A 21,573-nucleotide genomic window follows, 5' to 3' on the forward strand; every position below is an offset into this window, starting at 1 on the left:
TACGGTGGCCCTTACCGGTCCTCCCGCAACGCTAAACCGCAAACCCCGCCAGGCCCGGAAGGGAGCAACGGTAGTGGTGGCCGCGTGTGCCGGGATGTGGCTGGTCGGGGCCGCCTCCATTTTGGGCCCGACATCGATGGGCGCCGTCGATCTCACGGCGGTCCGAAAGTCGTTCTCTCCTGCCTCGTCACGCTTCTGCCGACCCTGCTAGAATGGTCCGATCACTGTCTCGGATATCGATGCTGGCATCGACGTTTTCGGTCGCGCCCGCACCGTCTCTCAACGATCACGTCCAGCCGCGAACCTACCTGCGAGGAGTATCGCGCCGCATGAGTTATCAGGTTCTGGCCCGCAAGTGGCGCCCGCGTACCTTTCACGAACTGATCGGCCAGGAGCATGTCAGCCGTGCGCTGGTCAACGCGCTCGACCAGGGCCGGCTGCACCACGCCTATCTGTTTACCGGTACGCGCGGCGTCGGCAAGACGACGCTGGCCCGGATCCTCGCCAAGTGCCTCAACTGCGAGCAGGGGGTGAGTTCGCAGCCTTGCGGCCAGTGCGAGACCTGTCGCGATATCGATAACGGTCGCTTCGTCGACCTGATCGAGGTCGATGCCGCATCGCGGACCAAGGTGGAGGACACCCGCGAGCTGCTGGACAACGTTCAGTACGCGCCGACCCAGGGGCGCTACAAGGTGTACCTCATCGACGAGGTGCACATGCTGTCGACGCACAGCTTCAACGCGCTGCTCAAGACGCTGGAAGAGCCGCCGCCGCACGTCAAGTTCCTGCTGGCGACGACGGACCCCCAGAAACTGCCGGTGACGGTGCTGTCGCGCTGCCTGCAGTTCACGCTCAAGAATATGCCGCCGGAGCGGGTCGTCGAGCATCTGACCCGGGTGCTGGAGGCCGAACAGGTCGCTTTCGACCCGCAGGCGCTGTGGCTGCTCGGCAAGGCTGCCGACGGCTCGATGCGGGACGCCATGAGCCTCACCGATCAGGCCATCGCGTTTGGGCAGGGTGAAGTGCGCCGTGAGGATGTGGCCGCCATGCTCGGCACGCTGGATCACGCGCATCTGATTGCCCTGGCCCAGGCCCTGGCGGATGTCGACGCCGAGCGACTGTTGGCGGAAGTAGCGGCACTGGCCGAGCAAGGGCCGGACTTTGCCGGCGTGCTCGACGAGCTGTCCGGGCTGATGCACCGCCTGGCCATCGCCCAGATGGTGCCCTCGGCCCTGGACAATGGCCATGGCGATCGCGAGGAACTGCTGGCACTGGCCGGCCGGTTCACCGCCGAAGACGTCCAGCTCTACTACCAGATTGCCCTGCAGGGGCGCGGCGACATCGACAACGCGCCGGACACGCGTTCGGCGGTCGAGATGACGCTGTTGCGCATGCTGGCCTTCCGTCCCCAGGGGGTGCCGACACCGCCGCAGACCGACCTGCCGCTGCGCGGAAATCCGCAGGACGAAAATGATGGCGGTCGTGACGCCCAGCGTGAGACGCGCGCAGGCGGTACCGCTGCAGAAGACGCGCGGGCCGATGATCCTGCGCCGGCCGAACCGATGGCATCGGCGGCCAGCGCTACGGCTCCGGAATCGGTGGCTCCGGAATCGGCGGCGTCGGGACCGACGAGCGTGAATCCTAAGGAGCCGGCGCCGCACGAGCCGCCACCTGCGGTCGATCAACGACCGGTCGGGCCGGGTGCGGCACCGGTTGCATCGTCCCCGGCCGCCGTCGAGCCGCAGGCGGATGACCGTCCGCCCTGGTCGGTCGATGTCGAGGCACCTGGTGCAACACAGCAACCGGCGCCAGCGACGGAGGAATCGACGTCGTGGGAGGCGGAGTCATTCTCAGCTGCGGATTTCTCTACGCCAGGCGTCGAAGCCGGCGATGTCGGTGCCAGCGACGGCAGCGATGTTAGCGGCGATGCCGAATCCGGCCGCGAGATCGATTTCGACAGCGATGCAGATCTGCAGGATGACGCCTACGCCTGGGCGGAGCAGTCGAACGTCTCTCGCGACGAGTCATTGGCGGCGCTTCCCGATAGTCACGACCCGGCGCCGGCCTTGCCGGTCGACCCGAATGCGTCATCCGCGCACCCGGCCGACATGCCCTCCGAGCGCGATGCCGCCGAGATGCCGCGGGCAGCCGCCAGCGCCGGGGAATCTTCATCTCCGGCGGTCATCGACGAGTCGCCTGAACCTGCTGGGGTAGTCGCCGCGACGACACCGTTGACGCATGATCTCTGGCTCGAGCGTTTCGATCGGCTCGACATCGGTGGTCTCACCCGCAATCTCGCGGCGCACTGCGTCATCGACAGCGACGACGGGCACGTGCTTCACGTCACGCTGGACCCCGGACAGTCTGCGATGCTGTCGGAGCTGCATGTCGATCGCATTACCAAGGCGCTGGCGGGTATCGGTTATGCTCGCCGTCTCGAGGTCAATGTCGCCGAACTGGATGGTTCGCGCGAAACGGCCAAGGCCAGACGCGACCGAGAGGCTCGCGAGCGTCATGCCCGCGCCGTTGAAGCGCTGCGGGTCGACCCACATATTCAGGAACTGGAAGCGCGCTTCGGCGCCCGTCTGATCGAAGAGAGTGTCACCGCCGACCGCGTGTGACACTTGCCAACGACCCCAGTCTCGAAAATCCCATCTCGAAGGAGTTCGTCATGTTCAAGGGTGGCATGGGTGGCCTGATGAAGCAGGCCCAGGAAATGCAGGAAAAGATGCAGCAGGTGCAGGAAGAGATCGCCCAGATGGAAGTCTCGGGCGAAGCTGGCGCCGGCATGATCAAGGTCACCATGAATGGCCGTCATGACGTCAGCCGGGTCGAGATCGATCCATCCCTGATGCAGGAAGACAAGGAGCTGCTGGAAGACCTGCTGGCGGCCGCTGTCAACGACGCGTCTCGCAAGGTGGAGAGCCAGTCAAAGGCGAGGATGGAAGAGGTCTCTTCCGGACTCAACCTGCCTCCTGGGATGAAGATGCCGTTCTGATGAGTTTCTCACCGCTGGTCGAGCAACTGCTGGATAGCCTTCGCGTGCTGCCTGGCGTGGGGCCCAAGACGGCGCAGCGGATGGCGTTGCATCTGCTGGAGCGGGAGCGCGATGGCGGGCGTCGGCTGGCTCAGTCGTTGACCGAGGCGATCGAGCGGGTTGGCTACTGTGAGCGGTGTCGAACCCTGACCGAGGAGACCCTTTGCGGTGTCTGCCAGGATCCGCGTCGCGACTCGGCGCTGCTGTGCGTGGTCGAGTCGCCGGCGGACATGCTGGCGATCGAGCAGGCCGGTGGCTACCGGGGCCAGTACTTCGTCCTGCATGGTCACCTCTCGCCACTCGACGGCATCGGGCCCGACGATATCGGTCTCGACCAGTTGGAAGCACGACTCGCCCAAGAGACCGTCAGCGAGATCATCCTGGCGACCAATCCCACCGTGGAAGGCGAGGCGACCGCCCACTACATCGCGGAGCACCTGGTTGGGCGAGAAGCGAGGCTCTCGCGGCTGGCGTATGGTGTGCCCATGGGTGGCGAGCTGGAGTATGTCGATGGCGGCACGCTCAGCCGGGCATTTCAAGGGCGCCAGCCGTTCTCTTCCGAGTGAAGCCTGGGCGCGGCGGGGGCTACTGCCGCGCCCAGGCTCTCTCCTTTCGTATCGCAGGGCCACGTCCGTGGCCGCAAGGAATCTGAATGAGCGTTGACTATTCGCTATGTTGGGTCGACACCCCGGAAGGGTTGCAGGCCGCTTACGAGGTGCTGGCCGAGGCGGATGTCGTGGCGCTGGATACCGAGTTCTTCCGAGAGACCACCTTCTTCCCCGTGCCGGCGTTGATTCAACTGACGGCTGGAGAAACGGTGTATCTGATCGATCCGCAGGCAGTGGCGGCCAGCGAGACGTTCCAGAGGTTGCTGGGCGGCGGGCCCTTGAAGCTGATCCACGCCTGTGGCGAGGATCTGGACGTGCTGGCGCTGTGGGCCGGCGTGACGGTGGCGCCGTTGGTCGATACGCAGATCGCCGAGTCTTTCTTGGGCAGCGACCCGGCGATCGGTTACCGGCGGCTGGTCGCCCGACGCTGTGACGTCGATCTGCCGAAGGAGGAGACTCGCTCGAACTGGCTGGAACGTCCACTGACGCCAGCTCAGCTCGAATATGCGGCGCTGGACGTGGTATTCCTCCCCGCCATCTGGGAAGGCCAGTCGCGTGAGCTGGTCGAGCTGGGGCGGGCAGAATGGCTAGAGGAAGAGTGCGCGGCGTTGAGCCGTGGGCACGAGGGTAACGCCGACCAATGGTATACCCGTCACCGTCAGTTGTGGCGGCTGAAGCCGCGCCAGATCGAGGCCTACCGCGAACTCACTGCCTGGCGGGAAGTGGAGATACGTCGTCGCGACGTCCCGCGCGGCTGGCTGGTCAAGGATGCCGTGCTGTTCGCGGTCGCCGAGGCCATGCCGCAGAATCGCTACGAGTTGGCGGCCATCGAAGGCGTCACCCCCAGCCTGGTCAAGCGCGAAGGCGACACCTTGCTGGCGCTGGTCAAGGCCGCGCAGCATCAGGATGAATCGGCGCTCTGCGAACCGCTGCCGGTGCCGACCTCGCCCCCGTTCAAGCGTCGCGTCAAGGCGCTGAAGCAGGTCGTCCAGGCCCACGCCGAGGCGCTTGGCGTCGCGCCGGAGCGACTCGCCAACCGAGCGGAGATGGAGGCGATCGTCACCGCCCATCTCAAGCGGGCGACGCTGCCATTGCCGACCGGATGGCGCGGGCGCGTGCTGGCGGCCGACTGGGAACGGGCGCTGGCTGAACAGGAGGCGGCGTGATGGACGCCTCCCGGCTGATTTGCGAGGTGGTCAAGAGCCCGCGTCGAGACGAGATGTATCTCTATCTCGACAAGGCCCAGGGCATGGCGCCGGTGCCGCAGGCGCTGCGTGAGCGGTTCGGGCCGCCCATCGCGGTGATGACGCTGTTGCTGAGGGCCGAGCGGCCGTTGGCGCGCGTCGACGTGGTCAAGGTCATGGCGGCGATCCGCGACCAGGGCTTCTATCTGCAGATGCCGCCGGCCAAAGATCCGGAGATGCTGGATCTGTTCACGCCGCGGGGGGAGTGATGAGGCGTACCACATCCCCTCGGCGCACGTTCCCAAGGCGAGAGTGCGGTGAGAATCACCGGGGCGGAGGTCGATATGCGTGATCGATTCTGGGAACGCTTTTCCCTCGAGGAGCTGACCCAGCAAGAGTGGGAGGCGCTCTGCGACGGGTGCGGCAAGTGCTGTCTGGTCAAGATGGAAGATGCCGACACGGGCGATGTCGCGACGCTGAACGTGGCCTGCCGCCTGCTGGACATCGGCAGTTGCCGTTGCAGCGACTACGAGAACCGTTTCGAGAAAGTGCCCGAGTGCACCCAGTTGAGCCTGCAGAACCTCGACGAGTTCCACTGGCTGCCTCACAGCTGCGCCTATCGGCGTCTCTCTGAAGGGCGCAAACTGGCCAGTTGGCATCCGCTGCGCAGCGGCGACGATCGTCGCATGCACGAGCGCCAGATGAGCGTGCGCCATTTTGCCGTCAGTGAAACCGATGTCGACGAGGCCGACTACGAAGCCCACATCATCGATATCATCCCGCTCGACGAACAGCGCTGAACTTGAGCGGGGTGCATCCTCATCGGCCGATGCGCCTTATCCGGCGCTACTTCTCGGCGAGTCCCAGCGACCATAGGATGAAGGCATCCTGGCGTGCATTGTCCCGCCAGGCCTTGAATCGGCCCGATGCCCCTCCATGCCCGGCTGCCATGTCGGTGCGCAACAGTACCGGCCCCCGGGCGCTACCCAATTCGGTCACGCGCGCGTAGAGCTTGGCCGGCTCCCAGTAAGGCACCCGTGAATCGTGCCAGCTCCCCTGCAGCAGCATGCTGGGGTAGGGCTGGGCGGTCAGGTTATCGAGCGGTGAATAATCACGAATGCGCCGGCGTACAGCGGGCTCGTCCGGATTGCCCCACTCGGTGTATTCCGCCGTGGTGAGGGGGAGGTCGGGATTCTCCATCGTCCGCAGCACGTCGACGAAGGGAACGTCGAGCACGGCGGCGCAGAAGGCTTCTGGCTCCATGTTGAGGCTGGCTCCCACCAGCAGGCCGCCGGCGCTGGCGCCATAGGCCGCTACCCGGTTCGGGTCCGACAGGCCTCCGGCGACCAGCGCATGACGCGCTGCCAGGAAGTCCCTGAAGCTGTTTTCCTTGTGCTCGAGCTTGCCCGCCAAGTACCAGGGCTCGCCGCGATCGCCACCGCCGCGTACATGGGCGACCGCGAACGCGACGCCCCGGGAGAGCAGTTCCAGGCGCGCGATCGAGAACCAGGGATCGAGGACCTCGCCGTAGGCGCCATAGCCGTAGAGCAGCGTCGGCATCGGCGCCTTGCCCAGGTCATCGGCTCTGGCGACCACCGAGACAGGGATGCGCTCTCCGTCGTGGCCCTCTGCCCATAGCCTTTGGCAGATCAGGTCCTGGGGCCGAAGATCACCATAAAGCGGCTGCGTCTTGAGAACGCGCTGCTCGCCGCTGTCCAGGTCATGTTCGATCCATCGCACCGGCAGGGTGAACGACTCCTCGCGCAGGTGAAGCTTGCGGGTATGGAAGTCGGGTGTATCACCGAGTGCAAGGCTGCAGGGGGCCTCGGGCAGCGGGAGTCGCGAGCCCGGCAGCGCCTCCGGCCGCGGGGTGCCGTCCTCCGATGGCCCAGTATCCGGGAGTTCGATCACGCGCAGGTATACCTGGGCTTCGTGATGGTCACGCTCGGTGATCACCAGGCCCCAGGCGAAGGCGTCGATGCCCTCCAGGGTGACGTCGTCGCGATGCGGTACCAGGGGGGTCCAGCTCGACGGTCGAGACGTCGGGGCGGTGTCCAGGCGGAAGTGAGAGGCATCGCGATTGTGGAGCACGTAGAAGGTGTCGGCACGGTGATCCAGACCGTATTCGACCCCCGCCTCCCGCGGGCGCACGCACTGGGGTTGGGTGCCGGGTGCATCAGCCGGTATCAGGTGGCATTCGGCAGTGTCCTTGGAGGCCGTCTCCAGGATCAGCCATTGGCGAGAGCGCGTCTTGCCCAGGCCCACCCAGAATTCGACATCGGTTTCCTCGAAGATCTTCTCGCAGTGGTCGTCGCCGGGTCGTAGCAGCCATACGCTGGCGGGGCGCTGCGTGGCGTCGTAGCGGGTGAACAACAGCGTGCGGTTGTCCTGCGCCCATACGAGGTCCGGGCCGATGCGACGACGCAGGCGGGTTGGCTCACCATCCGGTAGCCGTTTCAGGTAGAGGTCGAAGTATTCGTTGCCGCTGACATCCTCGGTCCAGGCAAGCCACTGCTCGTCCGACGAGATCGCCATGTCGCCCAGCTCGAGGAAGTCGTGGGCCTTCGAGCGCGACTCGATGTCCAGCAGCAGTTCCGGTTCGGCCTCTTCGGCGATCGGCTGTCGCCACCATCGCGGATAGTCCGCGTCGCCGGCCGTTTCACTCCAGTAGCGGAAACGCTCCAGCGCCATGGGCAGGCCGACCACCCTGAGTTCCCGTCGCGCCAGATGGCCCTCGTAGAGAGCGTCCTCCAGCGCTGCGAGGGGAGAGAAGAACGCATCGCTTTCGCGATTGGCGGCGCGCAGGAACGCCTTGACCTGAGGGTCGTCGCGTGACTCCAGCCAGTGCCAGTCGGGGTCATCATCACGCCGGAAGTGAACTGCGGGAAGCACTTGGGTCGTCTGCGAGCGGGACATGGGACTATGCGGAATCCTTGCGAGCTGAGGCTGTCGATGAAATGGACGTCATCTGGCCGGGCCGGGCGCTAGAAGCGGTGTGCCGGGGCCGGGTTCGCGAATCCGCGGAGGCGTGCCCGGAGTGCGGCGACTGGACGTCGAGTCACGCATCCGATGGCGCCGGTGCGGCTGTGCTTTGACTGGTTGGAGTGTACCATGTGGCAAATCGTATGAATCGAGAGTCATTACCATGCTGTTTTCCGATTCGCTGCCGCAGCTCTGGCTGAGTTATGGGGTCCTTTCGCTGATCGTTCTGGTGACCGGCTATCTGGCGGTGCGCTGGATACCGCTGCTACCGCGTCTGATCCTGGTCGGCGTCGTCGCCGGCGGGTTGTGGGCGGTGGCGCCGTTCTCGCTGCCGCTGCTGCAGCAGGGGGAGGCCTACTCTGGCCTGGCCCCGGCCATCGTGGTGATGGCGGTCGGGGTCATCCAGCACGATGGCGGTCAGGTCGCCGGTGCGATGCCGCTGCTGCTGGTCGGCGCCGCGCTGGGTGCCGCCCTGGGGCTGGGAGCCTGGCGCCTGCTTCGTCGCCGCCATGACGATACCGGCAGTGGGTCTGGCCACGGCCGGAAAAAGGGGCGGCCGACGGGTGCCGCGGCACGGGCTCCCGGCAAGCGTGGCGATGCCCATGGCAAGGCGGATGGCCGCCGCGAGCCGGTGGTCAACTGACTCTCCGGTCCGAAGGGCTGTCCAACGATACTACTGGACGAGGATGTCGTGACCTCGTTCTCGGCGTGTGTTTCGACAAGGAAGCGAGAGATGCGTGCGTTGTTGTTGATGGTGATGCTGGCAACGGGGCTCGCCCCGACCTGGGCGCTGGCGCAGTCCGCACCGGACGTGCGGATCGTCGTCGATGTTTCAGGCAGCATGAAGCAGAACGATCCTCAGAACCTGCGGGCCAACGCCCTGGGCTTCGCCGCGACACTGTTGCCGCCCAGCGCTAGGGGGTCGATCTGGACCTTCGGGACCACGGTCGCCAATCCTCTCCCGAGTGGCACGGTGGCGGACGCCTGGCGGGGTCGCGTGGCCAGCCTCTCGCCGCAGTTGACCGACTATCAACAGTTCACGGATATCGAGCGGGCGCTTCGCCAGGCGGCCGATGCAGCGCCTGACAGCGCCAACCGACATCTGATCCTGCTGACCGATGGCATGGTCGACTTGCCCGCGTCAGGCAGCGACAAGGCGCAGCGCGACAGTGCCTCGCGCCAACGCATCATCAACGAATTGGCGCCGGAGCTTGCCGGGCGTGGCGTCGTCGTCCATGCCATCGCGCTGTCGAACAATGTCGATCTGCCGCTGCTCGAACAGGTCGCACAGACCACTGGCGGGCTGGCGGCGGTCGCCGATACGCCGGAAGAACTGCTGCGTGCCTTCCTGGACGTTCTCGACCGTATCCTGCCGGGGGACCAGATTCCCATCGACGGGCAGCAGCGGTTCAGCGTCGACGACGATATCGACGAATTCAACGCGCTGCTGTTCCACGCCCCGGGCGTCGATTCTCCGGTGCTGGTGGGTCCCGATGGCCAGCGCTACTCGCGCGGCGACCATCCCGGTGCCGTGGAGTGGCAAAGCAGCGATCGCTACGACCTCGTCACCGTGCCAGATCCGGCCGCCGGTGAATGGCGGATCGAGGGCAATATCGGTGCCGATAGCCGTATCGGCATTCATGCCGACACCGTGCTGCGCAGCTCGCCGCTTCCGGCAACGCTCTATCGCGGTTTTTCCACGCCGCTGGATGTCTGGCTGGCGTCGGACGGGGAGGTGCTGGGAGCGGACAGGCGCCCCGAAGGGCTCACCGTTCGGGCTGAACTCAAGGATCTGGACGGAGCCGTCCTTGCCGCCACGCCGCTGGAACCGTCGGACAACCACTTTCGCGGCGAACTGCCGGGAGTGGATCAACTCGGCAATGCCCGGCTGACGATCACCGCGCGCAGCGATCGCATGATTCGCCAGCAGGTCCAGACGGTCAACGTGGTGGCCGCGCTGAGTGCGGTGCTGAGCGAGGACGGCTCGCAGATCGTCGTGCGTGCCAATCATCCCGACCTGGACGTCAGCAATACCCAGCTCAGTGCAAGCCTTACCGGCAGGTCGCTCGACGTGCGCCAGACCGGGGAGCGGGAGTGGACGATTGCGGTGCCGCAGACCGATCCAGGTCAGTCACTGCCGGTCACCATCGCCGCCGACGCCCGTGTCGGTGGACGCACGTTGCACTTCGAGCTGCCGGTCGTGCGGCTCAACCCCGAGGCGTCCGTCGGCTTGAGCGGCGCGGATCTCGAACGAGGCATCACCAGCGACTCCCGTCAGCAGGACAATAGCCTGGGTTCTGACGATGGCGATGACTTCACCGATGGGTTGACCGCTTCGCAGATGGCCGATATCGCCGTCGACAAGGCGCAGCAGGGGTGGCGAATCGCCAGGCCGTACGTTGAGACCTACGGTCAGCGGCCGGTGACCTGGATCATCATCGCCGTCATCGTGTTGTCGTGGATACTGCTGCGCTGGCGGAGCGCCGTCAGACGGCGGCGACTGGCCCGGCGCGAGGAGCCGTCGATCTAGCCGTCGACGGTGGTCTCGCCATTGCCTGCGACGGCCGGGTCGAGCGTCTTACAACCTTGGTGGCAGCGCCTCACTGCCCGGATCCTGTTATAAGAGCGATAACCGTCACGAATCAAGGAGATCCTATGAGCGACAGCGTCAGCCCGTGCATCGAAACGGGAGCGCCGCTGGAGGGCATGGAAGCGTTCGAGTCGATCAACGACATCATCGCCGAGGCGTGCGATCGATTCGCCGACAAGCCTGCCTTCAGTTGCCTGGGTCACACCTTGAGTTATCGGGATGTGGATCGGCTTTCCGGCGACTTCGCTGCCTGGCTCCAGCAGGAGACCGACCTGGAGCCGGGCGATCGCATCGCCATACAGCTGCCCAATGTGCTGCAGTTCCCGGTTGCCGTGTTCGGTGCGCTGCGTGCCGGGCTGGTCGTGGTCAATACCAATCCGCTCTATACCGAGCGCGAGATGCGTCACCAGTTTCGCGATGCCGGTGTCAAGGCGGTCGTGGTGCTGGCGAATATGGCCCACAAGCTGGAAAAAGTACTCGAGCAGACCGACATTCGCCATGTCTACGTGACTGAAATGGCGGATCTGCATCCCTGGCCCAAGCGGATGCTGATCAACCGGGTGGTGCGACACGTCAAGAAGCTGGTGCCATCCTACTCGCTGCCGGACGCGGTCGGTTTTCGACAGGCGCTTGCCGCCGGTCATCGGCATCAGGCCAAGGTGGTCGCCAGCCGGGCAGACGATGTGGCGGCCCTTCAGTACACCGGTGGTACCACCGGCGTCGCCAAGGGCGCCATGCTGACCCACCGCAATCTGATCGCCAACATGCTGCAGACCAAGCAGGTGGTCGGCAGGGCGCTGGTGGAGGGTGAAGAGACGATCATCGCGCCGCTGCCCTGCTATCACATCTATACCTTCACGGTGAACTGCCTGTTCGCGATGGTCACCGGCCAGCACAATATCCTGATCCCCAACCCCCGCGATATCGCCGGCTTCGTCAAGACGCTGTCGAAAACGCCGTTCACGGTCTTCGTGGGGCTCAATACCCTGTTCAACGCGTTGTGCCAGCGCGACGATTTCAAGGCGCTCGATTTCTCGCGCCTCAAGATGACGATCTCCGGCGGCATGGCGCTGACCCAGGTCGTCGCCGAGCGCTGGGAGCAGACCACCGGGCTCGGCATCGTCGAGGGCTATGGCCTGACCGAGACCTCACCCATCGCGCTGGTCAATCCCCCCGAAGCGCCCCAGATCGGCACCATCGGCAAGCCGGTTCCCGGAACCTCGATCCAGGTCGTCGACGACGACGGTCGCGCCCTGCCGCGCGGCGAGCGTGGCGAGCTCTGCGTCAAGGGACCGCAAGTCATGAAAGGGTACTGGAACCGTCCCGAAGATACCGCCAAGACGCTGGATGACGAGGGCTGGCTGCGCACCGGCGACATGGCGATGATTCTCGACGACGGCTACGTCAAGATCGTCGATCGCAAGAAGGACATGATTCTGGTCTCCGGATTCAACGTCTACCCCAACGAAATAGAGGAAGTGGTGGCGGGGCATCCCGATGTCGTCGAGGCCGCCGCCGTGGGGGTGCCCGACGAGGAGACCGGGGAGGCCGTCAAGCTGTTCGTGGTCGCGCGCAACGAGAGTCTCGATCCGCAGGCGCTGCGGCAGTGGTGCAAGCAGGAGCTGACCGGCTACAAGGTGCCCAAGTTCGTCGAGCTGCGAGACGAACTGCCCAAGAGCAACGTCGGCAAGGTGCTGCGACGAGAGCTGCGTGACGAGGCCTCCGGGGATGGGGCCGACGAGGCCGGCAAGGCGGGCGACAAGCCCTCGGCATGAGATCGGTTCTCCCAGGACGTGAGTTGGTCCGCTGACGGCGCTACAATGACGGGTTCGTCACCACTCTGGGTGGCGGCCCGTTCTCGCCGACGTAGAGGATCTCTTGAGCGCTATCGCTTCCCCCTCGCTGCAAGCCCTGAATGACCTGGAAACTCGCCTGGACGGCTGCCTGCTGCGCGATGCCCACGAGCTGCGTCGGCGGCTCCAGCGCCTGGCGCAACGTGCCCGCGACGGCAAGCCGATCGACCGGTCGCTGAAGGAGGTCGAAACGCGACTGGCGTCATCCAGTGAGCTGCTGGCGCGTCGCCAGCGTCAGCCGGTGACGCTGGACTACCCCGCGGCGTTGCCGGTCGCCGCCAAGCGCGAGACCATTCTCGAGGCCCTGCGCGAGCATCAGGTGGTGGTGGTCGCCGGCGAGACCGGCTCCGGCAAGACCACCCAGCTACCCAAGCTCTGCCTGGAGCTGGGGCTGGGGCGGCGTGGCATGATCGGTCACACCCAGCCGCGCCGCCTGGCGGCACGTTCGGTGGCGGCTCGCCTGGCCGAGGAGCTGCAGGTGCCGCTGGGCGAGCAGGTCGGCTATCAGGTGCGCTTCACCGACCAGAGCAGCGACGACACCCTGGTCAAGCTGATGACCGATGGCATCCTGCTGGCCGAGACGCAGCACGACCCGGACCTGATGCGTTATGAAGCGATCATCATCGATGAAGCGCACGAGCGCAGTCTCAACATCGACTTCCTGCTCGGCTATCTCAAGCGCCTGACGGCCCGACGCCCCGACCTCAAGGTGATCATCACCTCGGCGACCATCGACGTCGAGCGGCTCTCCCGGCACTTTGCCGTCGAGCGCAGCGGCGAGCTGCGGCCCGCCCCCGTGGTCGAGGTCTCCGGGCGCGCCTATCCGGTCGAGGTGCATTATCGGCCGCTGGTCCGGGAGTCGCGGGACGAGGAGGACCTGACCCTGCAGGAGGGCATTCTGGCGGCGGTCGACGAGGTCGAGCGAATCGAGCGCGAAAAGCGCTGGTACAGCGGCCCGCGGGATATCCTGATCTTTCTGCCGGGCGAACGCGACATTCGCGAGACGGCGGACGTGCTGCGCCGCGCCGAACTCAAGAGTACCGAGATCCTGCCGCTCTACGCGCGGCTCTCCAATGCCGAGCAGAACCGGGTGTTCCAGTCCCACGCCGGCCGGCGCATCGTGCTCTCCACCAACGTGGCCGAGACCTCGTTGACCGTGCCCGGCATACGCTACGTGATCGATCCCGGCCTGGTCCGCATGAGCCGCTACAGCGCGCGCGCCAAGGTCCAGCGTCTGCCGATCGAGCCGGTGAGCCAGGCCAGCGCCGATCAGCGCAAGGGGCGTTGCGGGCGCGTGGCCGAAGGTGTCTGCATCCGGCTCTACAGCGAAGAGGATTTCCTCTCTCGCCCCGAATTCACCGAACCCGAGATCCAGCGCACCAACCTGGCCTCGGTCATTCTGTCGATGCTGTCGCTCAAGCTGGGTGACGTGTTCGATTTCCCGTTCGTCGATGCCCCGGATGCCCGCTTCGTCAAGGATGGCTACCGGCTGCTGTTCGAATTGGGAGCCGTCGATGACGGCGAGCGCATCACCGCCATCGGGCGGCAGCTGTCCCGGTTGCCGATCGATCCGCGCCTGGCGCGAATGGTACTGGCGGGCGAGCGCTTCCAGTGTCTGCGCGAGGTGTTGATCGTGGTCAGTGCGCTGGCAACGCAGGATCCCCGCGAGCGGCCGGCGGAGAAGCGCCAGGCCGCCGATCAGCGTCACAAGCAGTGGGAGGACCCCAACTCCGACTTCGTCGCCTGGCTCAATCTTTGGCATGGCTTCGATGCCATGCGCGAGACGCTGTCGAGCAATCAACTGCGGCGCTGGTGTCGCGATCAGTATCTGAACTACCTGCGCCTGCGCGAATGGCACGACACCTATCGCCAACTGCGCCAGTTGACCCGCGAGATGAAGCTGGAGCCGTCGAGTGCCATGCAGCCCGACACCGAGGAGCCGGGTGCGGTGGCGGGAGCGGAACAATCGCCGGCGGAGAAACCTCGGATCGATACCCAGCGTCTGCATCAGGCGCTGTTGTCCGGTCTGCTCTCCAACCTGGGGCAGTTGCAGCCGGAAAGCCGGGAATTCCTCGGTGCCCGCAACCGGCGCTTCCTGATCCATCCGGCGTCGGGCCTGTCGCGCAAGCCGCCCAAATGGGTGATGGCCGGCGAGATGGTGGAGACCAGTCGTCTGTTTGCGCGTGACGTGGCGAGGATCAAGCCGGAGTGGATCGAGCCACAGGCCGCGCACCTGGTCAAGCACAGCTACAGCGAACCCCACTGGGAGCGCAAGCGGGCCCAGGTGGTGGCGCTGGAGCAAGTAACGCTATTCGGCCTGCCGATCGTCACTGGTCGCCGCGTGGATTACGCCAAGGTGGCGCCGGCGGAAGCTCGGGAGATCTTTCTGCGCCGGGCGCTGGTGGAGGGCGACTACCAGACCCGGGCGGCGTTCTTCGAACACAACCGCGCGATGATGGCGGAAGTGGAGGATCTCGAGGATCGGGCGCGCAAGCGTGACATCCTCGTCGACGAGGAGACGCTGTTCGCCTTCTACGACGAGCGGGTCCCGGCGGACGTCGCCGGCGGACGCAGCTTCGAGAACTGGCGCAAGCAGGCCGAACGTGACACGCCGGATCTGCTCAAGCTCGATAAAGCGGCACTGATGGCGCGCGATGCCGACGACGTCAGCGTCGAGCAGTACCCCGACGAGCTGGTGTTCAACGGCGTGCGCTACCCGCTGAGCTATCACTTCTCGCCGGGGGCGGGCGACGATGGCGTTACCTTGACCGTGCCGGCGGTGATGTTGGCGCAGCTTCCGCAGGGACGGCTGAGCTGGCTGGTGCCCGGGCTGCTGCGCGAGAAGTGCATCGCGCTGCTCAAGGCGCTGCCCAAGGCGATGCGTCGACAGGTGGTGCCGATTCCCGACTGGGTCGACGCTGCCTTGGCATCGATGACGCCGGACGAGCGTCCGGTCGAGGAGGCGCTGGGCGAGTTTCTGCGGATCAAGACCGGAACCCGGCTGGACCCGTCGGCGTGGCGTCACGACCAGCTCGATCCGCACCTGGTGATGAACCTGCGAGTGGTGGATCACAACGGCGAGGTGCTGGGTGAAGGACGTGACCTGCGCCAACTGCAGACGCGGTTTGGCGAGGCCGCCGCAGCGGGTGCCAAGGCGCTGGCCCAGACGCCGAAAGAGGATGCCGAGCGTCTCGACGACCTGCCGGTGACGCCGCTGCCCGATTCGCGCACGACCCGCCAGGCCGGGATTCAGGTCGAGGTCTATCCGGCGGTAGTGGTGGAGGGCGACGAACTGCGGGTTGCCTGGTTCGACCACGCCGCGCGTGCCGAAGCCGCCCACCGCGACGGCATCGTCAACCTGGCCCGGCGCCGGTTGCCCGACATCGTGCGCTACATCCAGCGCGAACTGCCGGCACTCAAGCAGTCCGCGCTGCTGTTTGCCAAGGTCGGCAGTCACGAGCAGCTTGCCCGCGATGTGATCGATGCCTGCCTGGCCCAGACCGTGGCGGTCGATCCATTGCCGCGATCGCGGGAGGCGCTCGATGCTCGCCTCGAGCAGTGGCGCGGCGACCTGGTCGGCTATGCCGAGGCGCTGTTGGTCGACCTGCACAAGGCGCTGCAAGGCCATCTGGCAGTGACCAAGGCACTCAAGGGCAACGTCACGCTGGCGTTGGCCCTGACCTACAGTGATCTCAAGGCGCAGATGCAACGCCTCGTCTACCCCGGCTTCGTGCGTGACGCCGGCCCCTGGCTGAAACATTATCCGCGCTACCTGCAGGCGGCCGAGATCCGGCTCGAGAAGGCGCCCCGCGACCTGCGGCGGGACCAGTTGTCGATGCAGCAGGTGCAGGCGTGGGAGGAGCGGGTCGATACACGGCGCCAGCAGACCCATCGCGATGGCATCGTCGATGCCGACCTCGTCGAATTCGGCTGGTGGCTGCAGGAGTGGCGAGTCTCGCTATTCGCCCAGCAGCTGGGCACGCTCGAAAGCGTGTCGGAGAAGCGTCTGGCACGGCGCTGGCAGGAGATAACCGGGCAAACCGTGTGATTGGCGGGCTCGAGACACTGCATCCGCCGTCGGCGGGTGTGCGTAATGATGGAGAGCGGCGGATGCCGCGGGAGGTAATAGCCGATGACGCAAGCCGTGATTACCGCGACGGGCCTGTTCACGCCGCCGGATTCGATCGATAACGCCGAACTGGTCGCCAGCTTCAATCGCTGGGTCGATGCCGAGAATCTGCGTCACGCGGCGGCGATCGAGCAGGGAGAGCGCGAGCCGCTGGCGCACTCCAGCGAAGCCTTCATCCTCAAGGCCTCGGGTATCGAGAGCCGTTACGTGATGGAAGCCGGGGGGATTCTGGATCCGGAGCGCATGCGACCGCGCATTCCACAGCGCGCCAACGATGCGCTGTCGGTCCAGGCGGAGATGGGCGTGGCCGCGGCTCGCCAGGCGCTGGAGGAGGCCGGTGTGCGTGCCGATCAGCTCGACCTGATCATCGTCGCCTGCTCCAATCTGCAGCGACCTTATCCGGCGGTCGCGGTCGAGCTTCAGGCGGCGCTGGGCGCGGGCGGCTACGCCTTCGACATGAACGTGGCCTGCTCCAGCGCGACGTTCGCCATCGACATGGCCACCAACGCGATCCGTGCCGGCAGCCTGGAGCGGGTACTGGTGGTCAACCCCGAGATCTGCTCGGCGCATCTCAACTTCCGTGACCGGGACAGCCACTTCATCTTCGGTGACGCCTGTACCGCCATCGTGCTGGAAGCCGACCATCTCGCCCAGGATCGGGAGCACTTCACGGTCTTGGGAACGCGGCTGAAGACGCAGTTCTCCAATGCCATTCGCAATAACTTCGGGTTTCTCAATCGTCTTGCCGACGACGGGCGGGATGATCTGGACAAGCTTTTCGTCCAGGAAGGGCGCAAGGTCTTCAAGGAGGTCTGCCCGATGGTCGCTTCGTTGATCCTCGATCATCTGGAGAGCCAGTCGTTGACCGGGGACTCGGTCAGGAAGCTCTGGCTCCACCAGGCCAACCGTCACATGAACGACCTGATCGCGCAGCGTGTGCTGGGCCGCGAGCCCTCGCTGTCGGAAGCGCCGGTGATACTCGACCGCTATGCCAATACCAGTTCGGCGGGATCGATCATTGCGTTTCATCTGCATCGCGACGACCTGCAGGACGGCGACGTGGGGGTGGTGTGTTCCTTCGGTGCGGGCTACAGTGCGGGCAGTGTGATACTGCGTAAAGGGAATGCGTGTTGATGAAATCGATCCATTGGGTGGGCGGCGCCTGTGTCGCCGCGGCGTTGAGCGGTTGTGCCTCGACGGGGGAAGAGTCGAATCCCCAGGATCCGTGGGAGGGTTTCAACCGTGGTGTCTATCAGTTCAACGACACGCTCGATCGCTATGCGCTCAAGCCGATTGCGCAGGGCTATGACACCATCACGCCGGATCCGGTCCAGGATGGTGTCGGCAACTTCTTCTCCAACCTGGGGGAAATCCGCACGGTTTTCAACAGTGTTCTCCAGTGGGAGTGGGGCAATGCCGGCGTCGCATCCGGACGTTTTCTGGTCAATACCGTGCTGGGCGTGGGCGGCGTGCTCGATCCCGCCACGCGCATGGGCCTGGACGAAAACGAGGAAGATTTCGGCCAGACTCTTGGCGTGTGGGGCGTGGGAAGCGGTCCCTATCTGGTGTTGCCGATTCTGGGGCCGAGCACGGTTCGAGACACCAGCGGTCTGCCGGTCGACATGTACACCTATCCGGTCACCTATGTCGAAGATGACAAGTGGCGTTACGGCCTGACCTTCCTGCGCTACGTGGATCTGCGCGCCAGCCTGCTGGACCAGGAGACGTTGATCCAGGGGGATCGCTACAGCTTCATCCGAGACGCTTATCTGCAGCGTCGCCAGTTCGAGGTCACCAACGGCGCGGCCGGCGAGGATCCGTTCGCCAGCGGCGGGTTCGGTGACGATTTCGAATATAGTGAAGACGACTTCGCCGAGTAGACCTGTGTCCAATACGCTGTCGGACGAGCTGCCCGTGATCGGTCTGATCGATCTGCCGGGGCCGGACCGTGAACGCTTGATCGAAGAACTTTCTCGTCTCGACATCGTGGTGCGGGCGGCCGTCTCGGTTTCGACATTGCCGGCCCATTGCGATCTCGTGGTGGCGCACGTCCGAGCGGTCACGCACGATGGGTGGGAGCGACTGGCCGTCGGGCGTCCGACCATCGTCATCAGCGAGAGCCGGCGCGACGACGACCTGCACAAGGCGCTCGATGCCGGGCTGATCGACTACCTGGTCGAACCGCTCAAGCATGTCGACATTCTGCGGCGTTTGATCGAGCGGGCTCTGGAACTGAAACGGCTGTCGCGCGATCACAGCGAGAGCCGGGCCGAGCTCGAGGCGTTGAACGATCGTCTCGAGCGGCATCTCGAGATGCTCCGGGACGACCAGCGGGCGGGCGGGCACGTGCAGCGCAAGCTGCTGCCACCGCCGGGCGTCGTGCACCTCGGCGTGCGTTGTGACTACTGGTTCGCGCCTTCGCTCTATCTATCGGGTGATTTTCTCGATTTTCAGCGCTGTGACGAACGCTACAGTTTCTTCTATTTTGCCGATGTCGCCGGCCACGGCGCCTCTTCCGCCTTCGTCACCGTATTGCTGAAGTACCTTTGCAATCGCTGGCTGGCCCAATGGCGGACGTTGCTACCGGAAGCGTTTCCGTCCCGGTGGCTGGGCGAACTCAACCGGGAGTTGTTGGAGACCGGTATCGGCAAGCACGCCACGATATTTGCCGGCGTGCTGGACCATGAGCGCCGTTTTCTGCACTATGCGCTCGGCGCTCAGTTGCCGATGCCGATTCTCCAGGCAGAGGGACAAAGCGGATACCTGGGGGGAGAGGGGCCCCCGGTCGGGTTGTTTCCCGACGTCGAGTACCCCATCTATGGTTGCCCGTTACCTGAGTCGTTCCGACTCTGGTTCTGCTCCGACGGCATTCTGGAATGCCTGCCGGAGGGGTCATTGAACGCGCGGCTCAAGGAACTCGAGCACCGCACGACACACTGCACCAGCGTCGACGATCTGAGGGAAGGGTTGGCGTTGGGGGATCCTCTGCCGGATGATCTCAGCATGATGACACTGAGTGGTTTCGACCATGATTGAAGGGCGGATAAGAGCGGCCTTCGAGTCGGGCGTATTTGTGCTCAAGCTCTGCGGCGACGTGCGCTTGACGCTATGTGCGACGTTGGACGCCGAGGCACAGCGTCTGGCGGATCTGCCCGGGTTGCGGGCGGTGATGGTCGACCTGCGCGAGGCGACCAACGTCGACTCCACCGCGCTGGGGTTCCTGGCCAAGGTGGCGATGGCCGTGCAGGGGCGTTTGGATGACCCGCCCACGATCATCGCCGAGCACCCGGACGTTCGGCGGATGCTGGACGTCATGGGTTTTGCACGCTATTTCACGCTGCTCGAAGCGCCATTGACCGAGCCGGCGGAGTTGGATGAGCTGCCTCATATCGAGGCCGATGAGCGCGACATCCAGCAGCGGATCCTGGAAGCCCATCGTATCCTCATGCGCATGAGCGAGCACAATCGGCACGAATTCCAACCCTTCGTCGAACTGCTCGAGTCGCAGCGCATCGACGCTTCCCCGCACGGTTGAGCCACCCTCGGTCGAGACCCGGCCGTAACGAATGACTAGCGTCGCGACGCGGGTGTCGGCCGTCCGTCGCCCGCGCCGGCGATCCGTGCCATTGACGGGGGGCTTCGTCTCGAGGCCGAATCGCAAGGCCCGGGATGTCCGGCGGGTCGCGAGGTTCTCTTGCGATTCCCGGGGCTCGTCTCGCCCGGCGGGGCGAGAGCGTTACCGCGGGGCCGGCAGTCGGCGGACATCGAGATCCCTATCCGTGAGACGATCTTGAAGGAGAACCTGTGACGATCTTGAGTGCCCGGCGGCTGGCGCTGCTGGTGGCTGCCAATACGGCGCTGGCACCGCTGGCGATTGATGCCTACTTGCCGGCGATGCCGGCGCTGGCGTCGTCGATCGGCGCCAGCGTGCACCATACCGAGCTGTCGCTGAGCGTCTTTTTGCTTGGATTCGCGCTCGGGCAACTGGTCTGCGGCCCGCTGTCGGACCGTTTCGGCCGCAAGCCGGTGCTGATGATCGGGTTGAGCGTATTCCTGGTCGCCAGTCTGGCGCTGACCCAGGTGGGCTCGCTGGCGACACTGTGGGGGTGGCGCTTCGTGCAGGCGCTGGGCGGTGGCGCATGCGTGGTGAACTCCGCCGCCATCGTGCGCGATCGCTTCAGCGGTCGGGAGGCGGCCAAGGTGATGTCGACCATGGTCATGATCCTGATGATGGCGCCACTGGTCGCGCCAGCCATCGGCAGTGCGCTGCTGCACCTGGCGGATTGGTGGTTGATCTTCCTGTTTCTCGCCGTCTACGCCGCTTTCGTGCTGTGGCTGTTGGGGCGCTATCTCCCCGAGACGCACGGCCGGGATCCGCGAGCACCCTCGGTGCGGCAGATTCTGGGGAACTACGCCAGCGTGCTGCGCCACCGGGAGGCGATGGGCTACATCGGGGCGGTATCGATGTCGTTTGCCGGTATGTTCGCGTTCATCACTGGCTCGCCCTATCTCTATATGGAGCATTACGGTCTCTCGACCACGCTTTATCCCTTCGTCTTCGGCGCCAATATCCTGATCATGGCCTCCTCCAGCCGGCTCAATATCCGGCTGCTGAAGACCCGCACGCCGCAGCAGAACCTGCTGCTGGGCCTTGGGGTCCAGTTGACGGCAGGCGTGCTGCTGGTGGTGATGGTGGCAACGGGGCTGGATTCCATCTTCACGATTGCACCGCTGATGGTGGTCTTCGTGGGGATGCAGGGGCTGATCAGCCCCAATGCCATGTCCTCGATGCTGGACCACTTTCCCCGCATGAGTGCCACGGCGACGGCGCTGCAGGGCTGTCTGCAGTTTACCTGCGGAGCCGTTTCCGGGGCGCTGGTCGGGGCCTTCGAGCTGGCCAGCGCCTGGCCAACGGTGCTGACGATGCTGGGCGCCACGCTGCTGGGCAATGTCGCGGTGCGGGTGCTGGCTGGGCGTGCGCTCAAGCATCGAGCCGCGGCCACGGACCCGACTCCCTGAGCCGTTACCCGAAGCGGCGCCATCGTTACGCGTTTTGACGCTTGTCATTGAATTGTCATCTAACCTTGTCATGGTGGGTACCGCGAAGGTTGTCATCCATGCGCTTCAGGCAGCACCTCGAGAACCATCGACGATTCTGGGGATCCAGCAGATCGTCGGTGGTTTTTTCAT

General features: G+C 65.3%; 16 protein-coding genes and 1 other RNA gene. 16 read left to right on the forward strand and 1 reads right to left on the reverse strand.

The features are described from left to right. The first annotated feature begins 12 nt into the window (after positions 1 to 12). The 7 genes from ffs to DOM56_RS19445 all read left to right on the forward strand — a co-directional run bounded on the left by ffs (position 13) and on the right by DOM56_RS19445 (position 5,629). Positions 13 to 109: signal recognition particle sRNA small type (ffs, locus tag DOM56_RS19415), an RNA gene on the forward strand. Between the two features lie 220 nt (positions 110 to 329). Further along, positions 330 to 2,621, forward strand: a complete 2,292-nt coding sequence (dnaX, locus tag DOM56_RS19420) for a DNA polymerase III subunit gamma/tau (protein WP_110710588.1) — start codon at positions 330 to 332, stop codon at positions 2,619 to 2,621. Between the two features lie 50 nt (positions 2,622 to 2,671). Continuing rightward, entirely contained in the window at positions 2,672 to 2,998 is a 327-nt protein-coding gene (locus DOM56_RS19425) for a YbaB/EbfC family nucleoid-associated protein (protein WP_110602399.1), read from the forward strand. Beyond that, positions 2,998 to 3,603 (forward strand): recombination mediator RecR, encoded by a 606-nt coding sequence (recR, locus tag DOM56_RS19430; protein WP_110710589.1) that lies wholly within the window; start codon positions 2,998 to 3,000, stop codon positions 3,601 to 3,603. Before DOM56_RS19425 ends, recR begins: the two co-directional genes overlap by 1 nt. A gap of 86 nt (positions 3,604 to 3,689) precedes the next feature. Next, on the forward strand, positions 3,690 to 4,811 hold the full coding sequence (gene rnd / locus DOM56_RS19435; protein WP_110710590.1) for a ribonuclease D: 1,122 nt from the start codon (positions 3,690 to 3,692) through the stop codon (positions 4,809 to 4,811). Further along, positions 4,811 to 5,098 (forward strand): YcgL domain-containing protein, encoded by a 288-nt coding sequence (locus tag DOM56_RS19440; RefSeq protein WP_110710591.1) that lies wholly within the window; start codon positions 4,811 to 4,813, stop codon positions 5,096 to 5,098. Before rnd ends, DOM56_RS19440 begins: the two co-directional genes overlap by 1 nt. Before the next feature lie 75 nt (positions 5,099 to 5,173). Then, positions 5,174 to 5,629, forward strand: coding sequence for a YcgN family cysteine cluster protein (locus DOM56_RS19445; protein ID WP_110710592.1), 456 nt, complete (start codon positions 5,174 to 5,176; stop codon positions 5,627 to 5,629). Between the two features lie 46 nt (positions 5,630 to 5,675). On the opposite strand, the gene DOM56_RS19450 is transcribed toward DOM56_RS19445, so the two are convergent. Next, positions 5,676 to 7,745 (reverse strand): prolyl oligopeptidase family serine peptidase, encoded by a 2,070-nt coding sequence (locus tag DOM56_RS19450; RefSeq protein ID WP_110710593.1) that lies wholly within the window; start codon positions 7,743 to 7,745, stop codon positions 5,676 to 5,678. Positions 7,746 to 7,974: 229 nt separating this feature from the next. Between DOM56_RS19450 and DOM56_RS19455 the strand changes: the two genes are divergently transcribed. The 9 genes from DOM56_RS19455 to DOM56_RS19495 all read left to right on the forward strand — a co-directional run bounded on the left by DOM56_RS19455 (position 7,975) and on the right by DOM56_RS19495 (position 21,402). Beyond that, a complete protein-coding gene (locus DOM56_RS19455; protein WP_198655847.1) occupies positions 7,975 to 8,454 on the forward strand; it encodes a hypothetical protein in 480 nt (159 codons plus the stop codon). A gap of 90 nt (positions 8,455 to 8,544) precedes the next feature. Continuing rightward, the gene (locus tag DOM56_RS19460) at positions 8,545 to 10,341 is read left to right on the forward strand and encodes a vWA domain-containing protein (protein WP_110710594.1); all 1,797 of its coding nucleotides are present in this window, start codon (positions 8,545 to 8,547) and stop codon (positions 10,339 to 10,341) included. A 125-nt stretch (positions 10,342 to 10,466) separates the two neighbouring features. Continuing rightward, positions 10,467 to 12,176 (forward strand): AMP-binding protein, encoded by a 1,710-nt coding sequence (locus tag DOM56_RS19465; protein ID WP_110602416.1) that lies wholly within the window; start codon positions 10,467 to 10,469, stop codon positions 12,174 to 12,176. Positions 12,177 to 12,288: 112 nt separating this feature from the next. Then, on the forward strand, positions 12,289 to 16,302 hold the full coding sequence (hrpA, locus tag DOM56_RS19470; protein WP_232822376.1) for an ATP-dependent RNA helicase HrpA: 4,014 nt from the start codon (positions 12,289 to 12,291) through the stop codon (positions 16,300 to 16,302). 84 nt (positions 16,303 to 16,386) lie between these two features. Further along, complete coding sequence (locus DOM56_RS19475) at positions 16,387 to 17,517, forward strand: beta-ketoacyl-ACP synthase III (RefSeq protein ID WP_110710596.1); 1,131 nt, start codon at positions 16,387 to 16,389, stop codon at positions 17,515 to 17,517. Beyond that, the gene (locus tag DOM56_RS19480; RefSeq protein WP_110602420.1) at positions 17,517 to 18,263 is read left to right on the forward strand and encodes a VacJ family lipoprotein; all 747 of its coding nucleotides are present in this window, start codon (positions 17,517 to 17,519) and stop codon (positions 18,261 to 18,263) included. The genes DOM56_RS19475 and DOM56_RS19480 overlap by 1 nt, the downstream gene beginning before the upstream one ends. 4 nt (positions 18,264 to 18,267) lie before the next feature. Next, on the forward strand, positions 18,268 to 19,419 hold the full coding sequence (locus tag DOM56_RS19485) for a response regulator (RefSeq protein ID WP_232822372.1): 1,152 nt from the start codon (positions 18,268 to 18,270) through the stop codon (positions 19,417 to 19,419). Continuing rightward, a complete protein-coding gene (locus tag DOM56_RS19490) occupies positions 19,412 to 19,918 on the forward strand; it encodes an STAS domain-containing protein (RefSeq protein ID WP_110710597.1) in 507 nt (168 codons plus the stop codon). Before DOM56_RS19485 ends, DOM56_RS19490 begins: the two co-directional genes overlap by 8 nt. Before the next feature lie 269 nt (positions 19,919 to 20,187). After that, complete coding sequence (locus DOM56_RS19495) at positions 20,188 to 21,402, forward strand: Bcr/CflA family multidrug efflux MFS transporter (protein WP_110710598.1); 1,215 nt, start codon at positions 20,188 to 20,190, stop codon at positions 21,400 to 21,402. Positions 21,403 to 21,573 lie beyond the last annotated feature (171 nt).

It is taken from the genome of Salinicola sp. CR57, from assembly GCF_003206585.1.
GTDB classification, from domain to species: domain Bacteria; phylum Pseudomonadota; class Gammaproteobacteria; order Pseudomonadales; family Halomonadaceae; genus Salinicola; species Salinicola lusitanus.

Excerpts from the sequence above, each read along its gene's own strand:
- dnaX (WP_110710588.1), top strand. The coding sequence starts at position 330 with ATGAGTTATCAGGTTCTGGCCCGCAAGTGGCGCCCGCGTACCTTTCAC.
- DOM56_RS19425 (WP_110602399.1), top strand. The coding sequence starts at position 2,672 with ATGTTCAAGGGTGGCATGGGTGGCCTGATGAAGCAGGCCCAGGAAATG.
- recR (WP_110710589.1), top strand. The coding sequence starts at position 2,998 with ATGAGTTTCTCACCGCTGGTCGAGCAACTGCTGGATAGCCTTCGCGTG.
- rnd (WP_110710590.1), top strand. The coding sequence starts at position 3,690 with ATGAGCGTTGACTATTCGCTATGTTGGGTCGACACCCCGGAAGGGTTG.
- DOM56_RS19440 (WP_110710591.1), top strand. The coding sequence starts at position 4,811 with ATGGACGCCTCCCGGCTGATTTGCGAGGTGGTCAAGAGCCCGCGTCGA.
- DOM56_RS19445 (WP_110710592.1), top strand. The coding sequence starts at position 5,174 with ATGCGTGATCGATTCTGGGAACGCTTTTCCCTCGAGGAGCTGACCCAG.
- DOM56_RS19450 (WP_110710593.1), bottom strand. The coding sequence starts at position 7,745 with ATGTCCCGCTCGCAGACGACCCAAGTGCTTCCCGCAGTTCACTTCCGG.
- DOM56_RS19455 (WP_198655847.1), top strand. The coding sequence starts at position 7,975 with ATGCTGTTTTCCGATTCGCTGCCGCAGCTCTGGCTGAGTTATGGGGTC.
- DOM56_RS19460 (WP_110710594.1), top strand. The coding sequence starts at position 8,545 with ATGCGTGCGTTGTTGTTGATGGTGATGCTGGCAACGGGGCTCGCCCCG.
- DOM56_RS19465 (WP_110602416.1), top strand. The coding sequence starts at position 10,467 with ATGAGCGACAGCGTCAGCCCGTGCATCGAAACGGGAGCGCCGCTGGAG.
- DOM56_RS19475 (WP_110710596.1), top strand. The coding sequence starts at position 16,387 with ATGACGCAAGCCGTGATTACCGCGACGGGCCTGTTCACGCCGCCGGAT.
- DOM56_RS19480 (WP_110602420.1), top strand. The coding sequence starts at position 17,517 with ATGAAATCGATCCATTGGGTGGGCGGCGCCTGTGTCGCCGCGGCGTTG.
- DOM56_RS19490 (WP_110710597.1), top strand. The coding sequence starts at position 19,412 with ATGATTGAAGGGCGGATAAGAGCGGCCTTCGAGTCGGGCGTATTTGTG.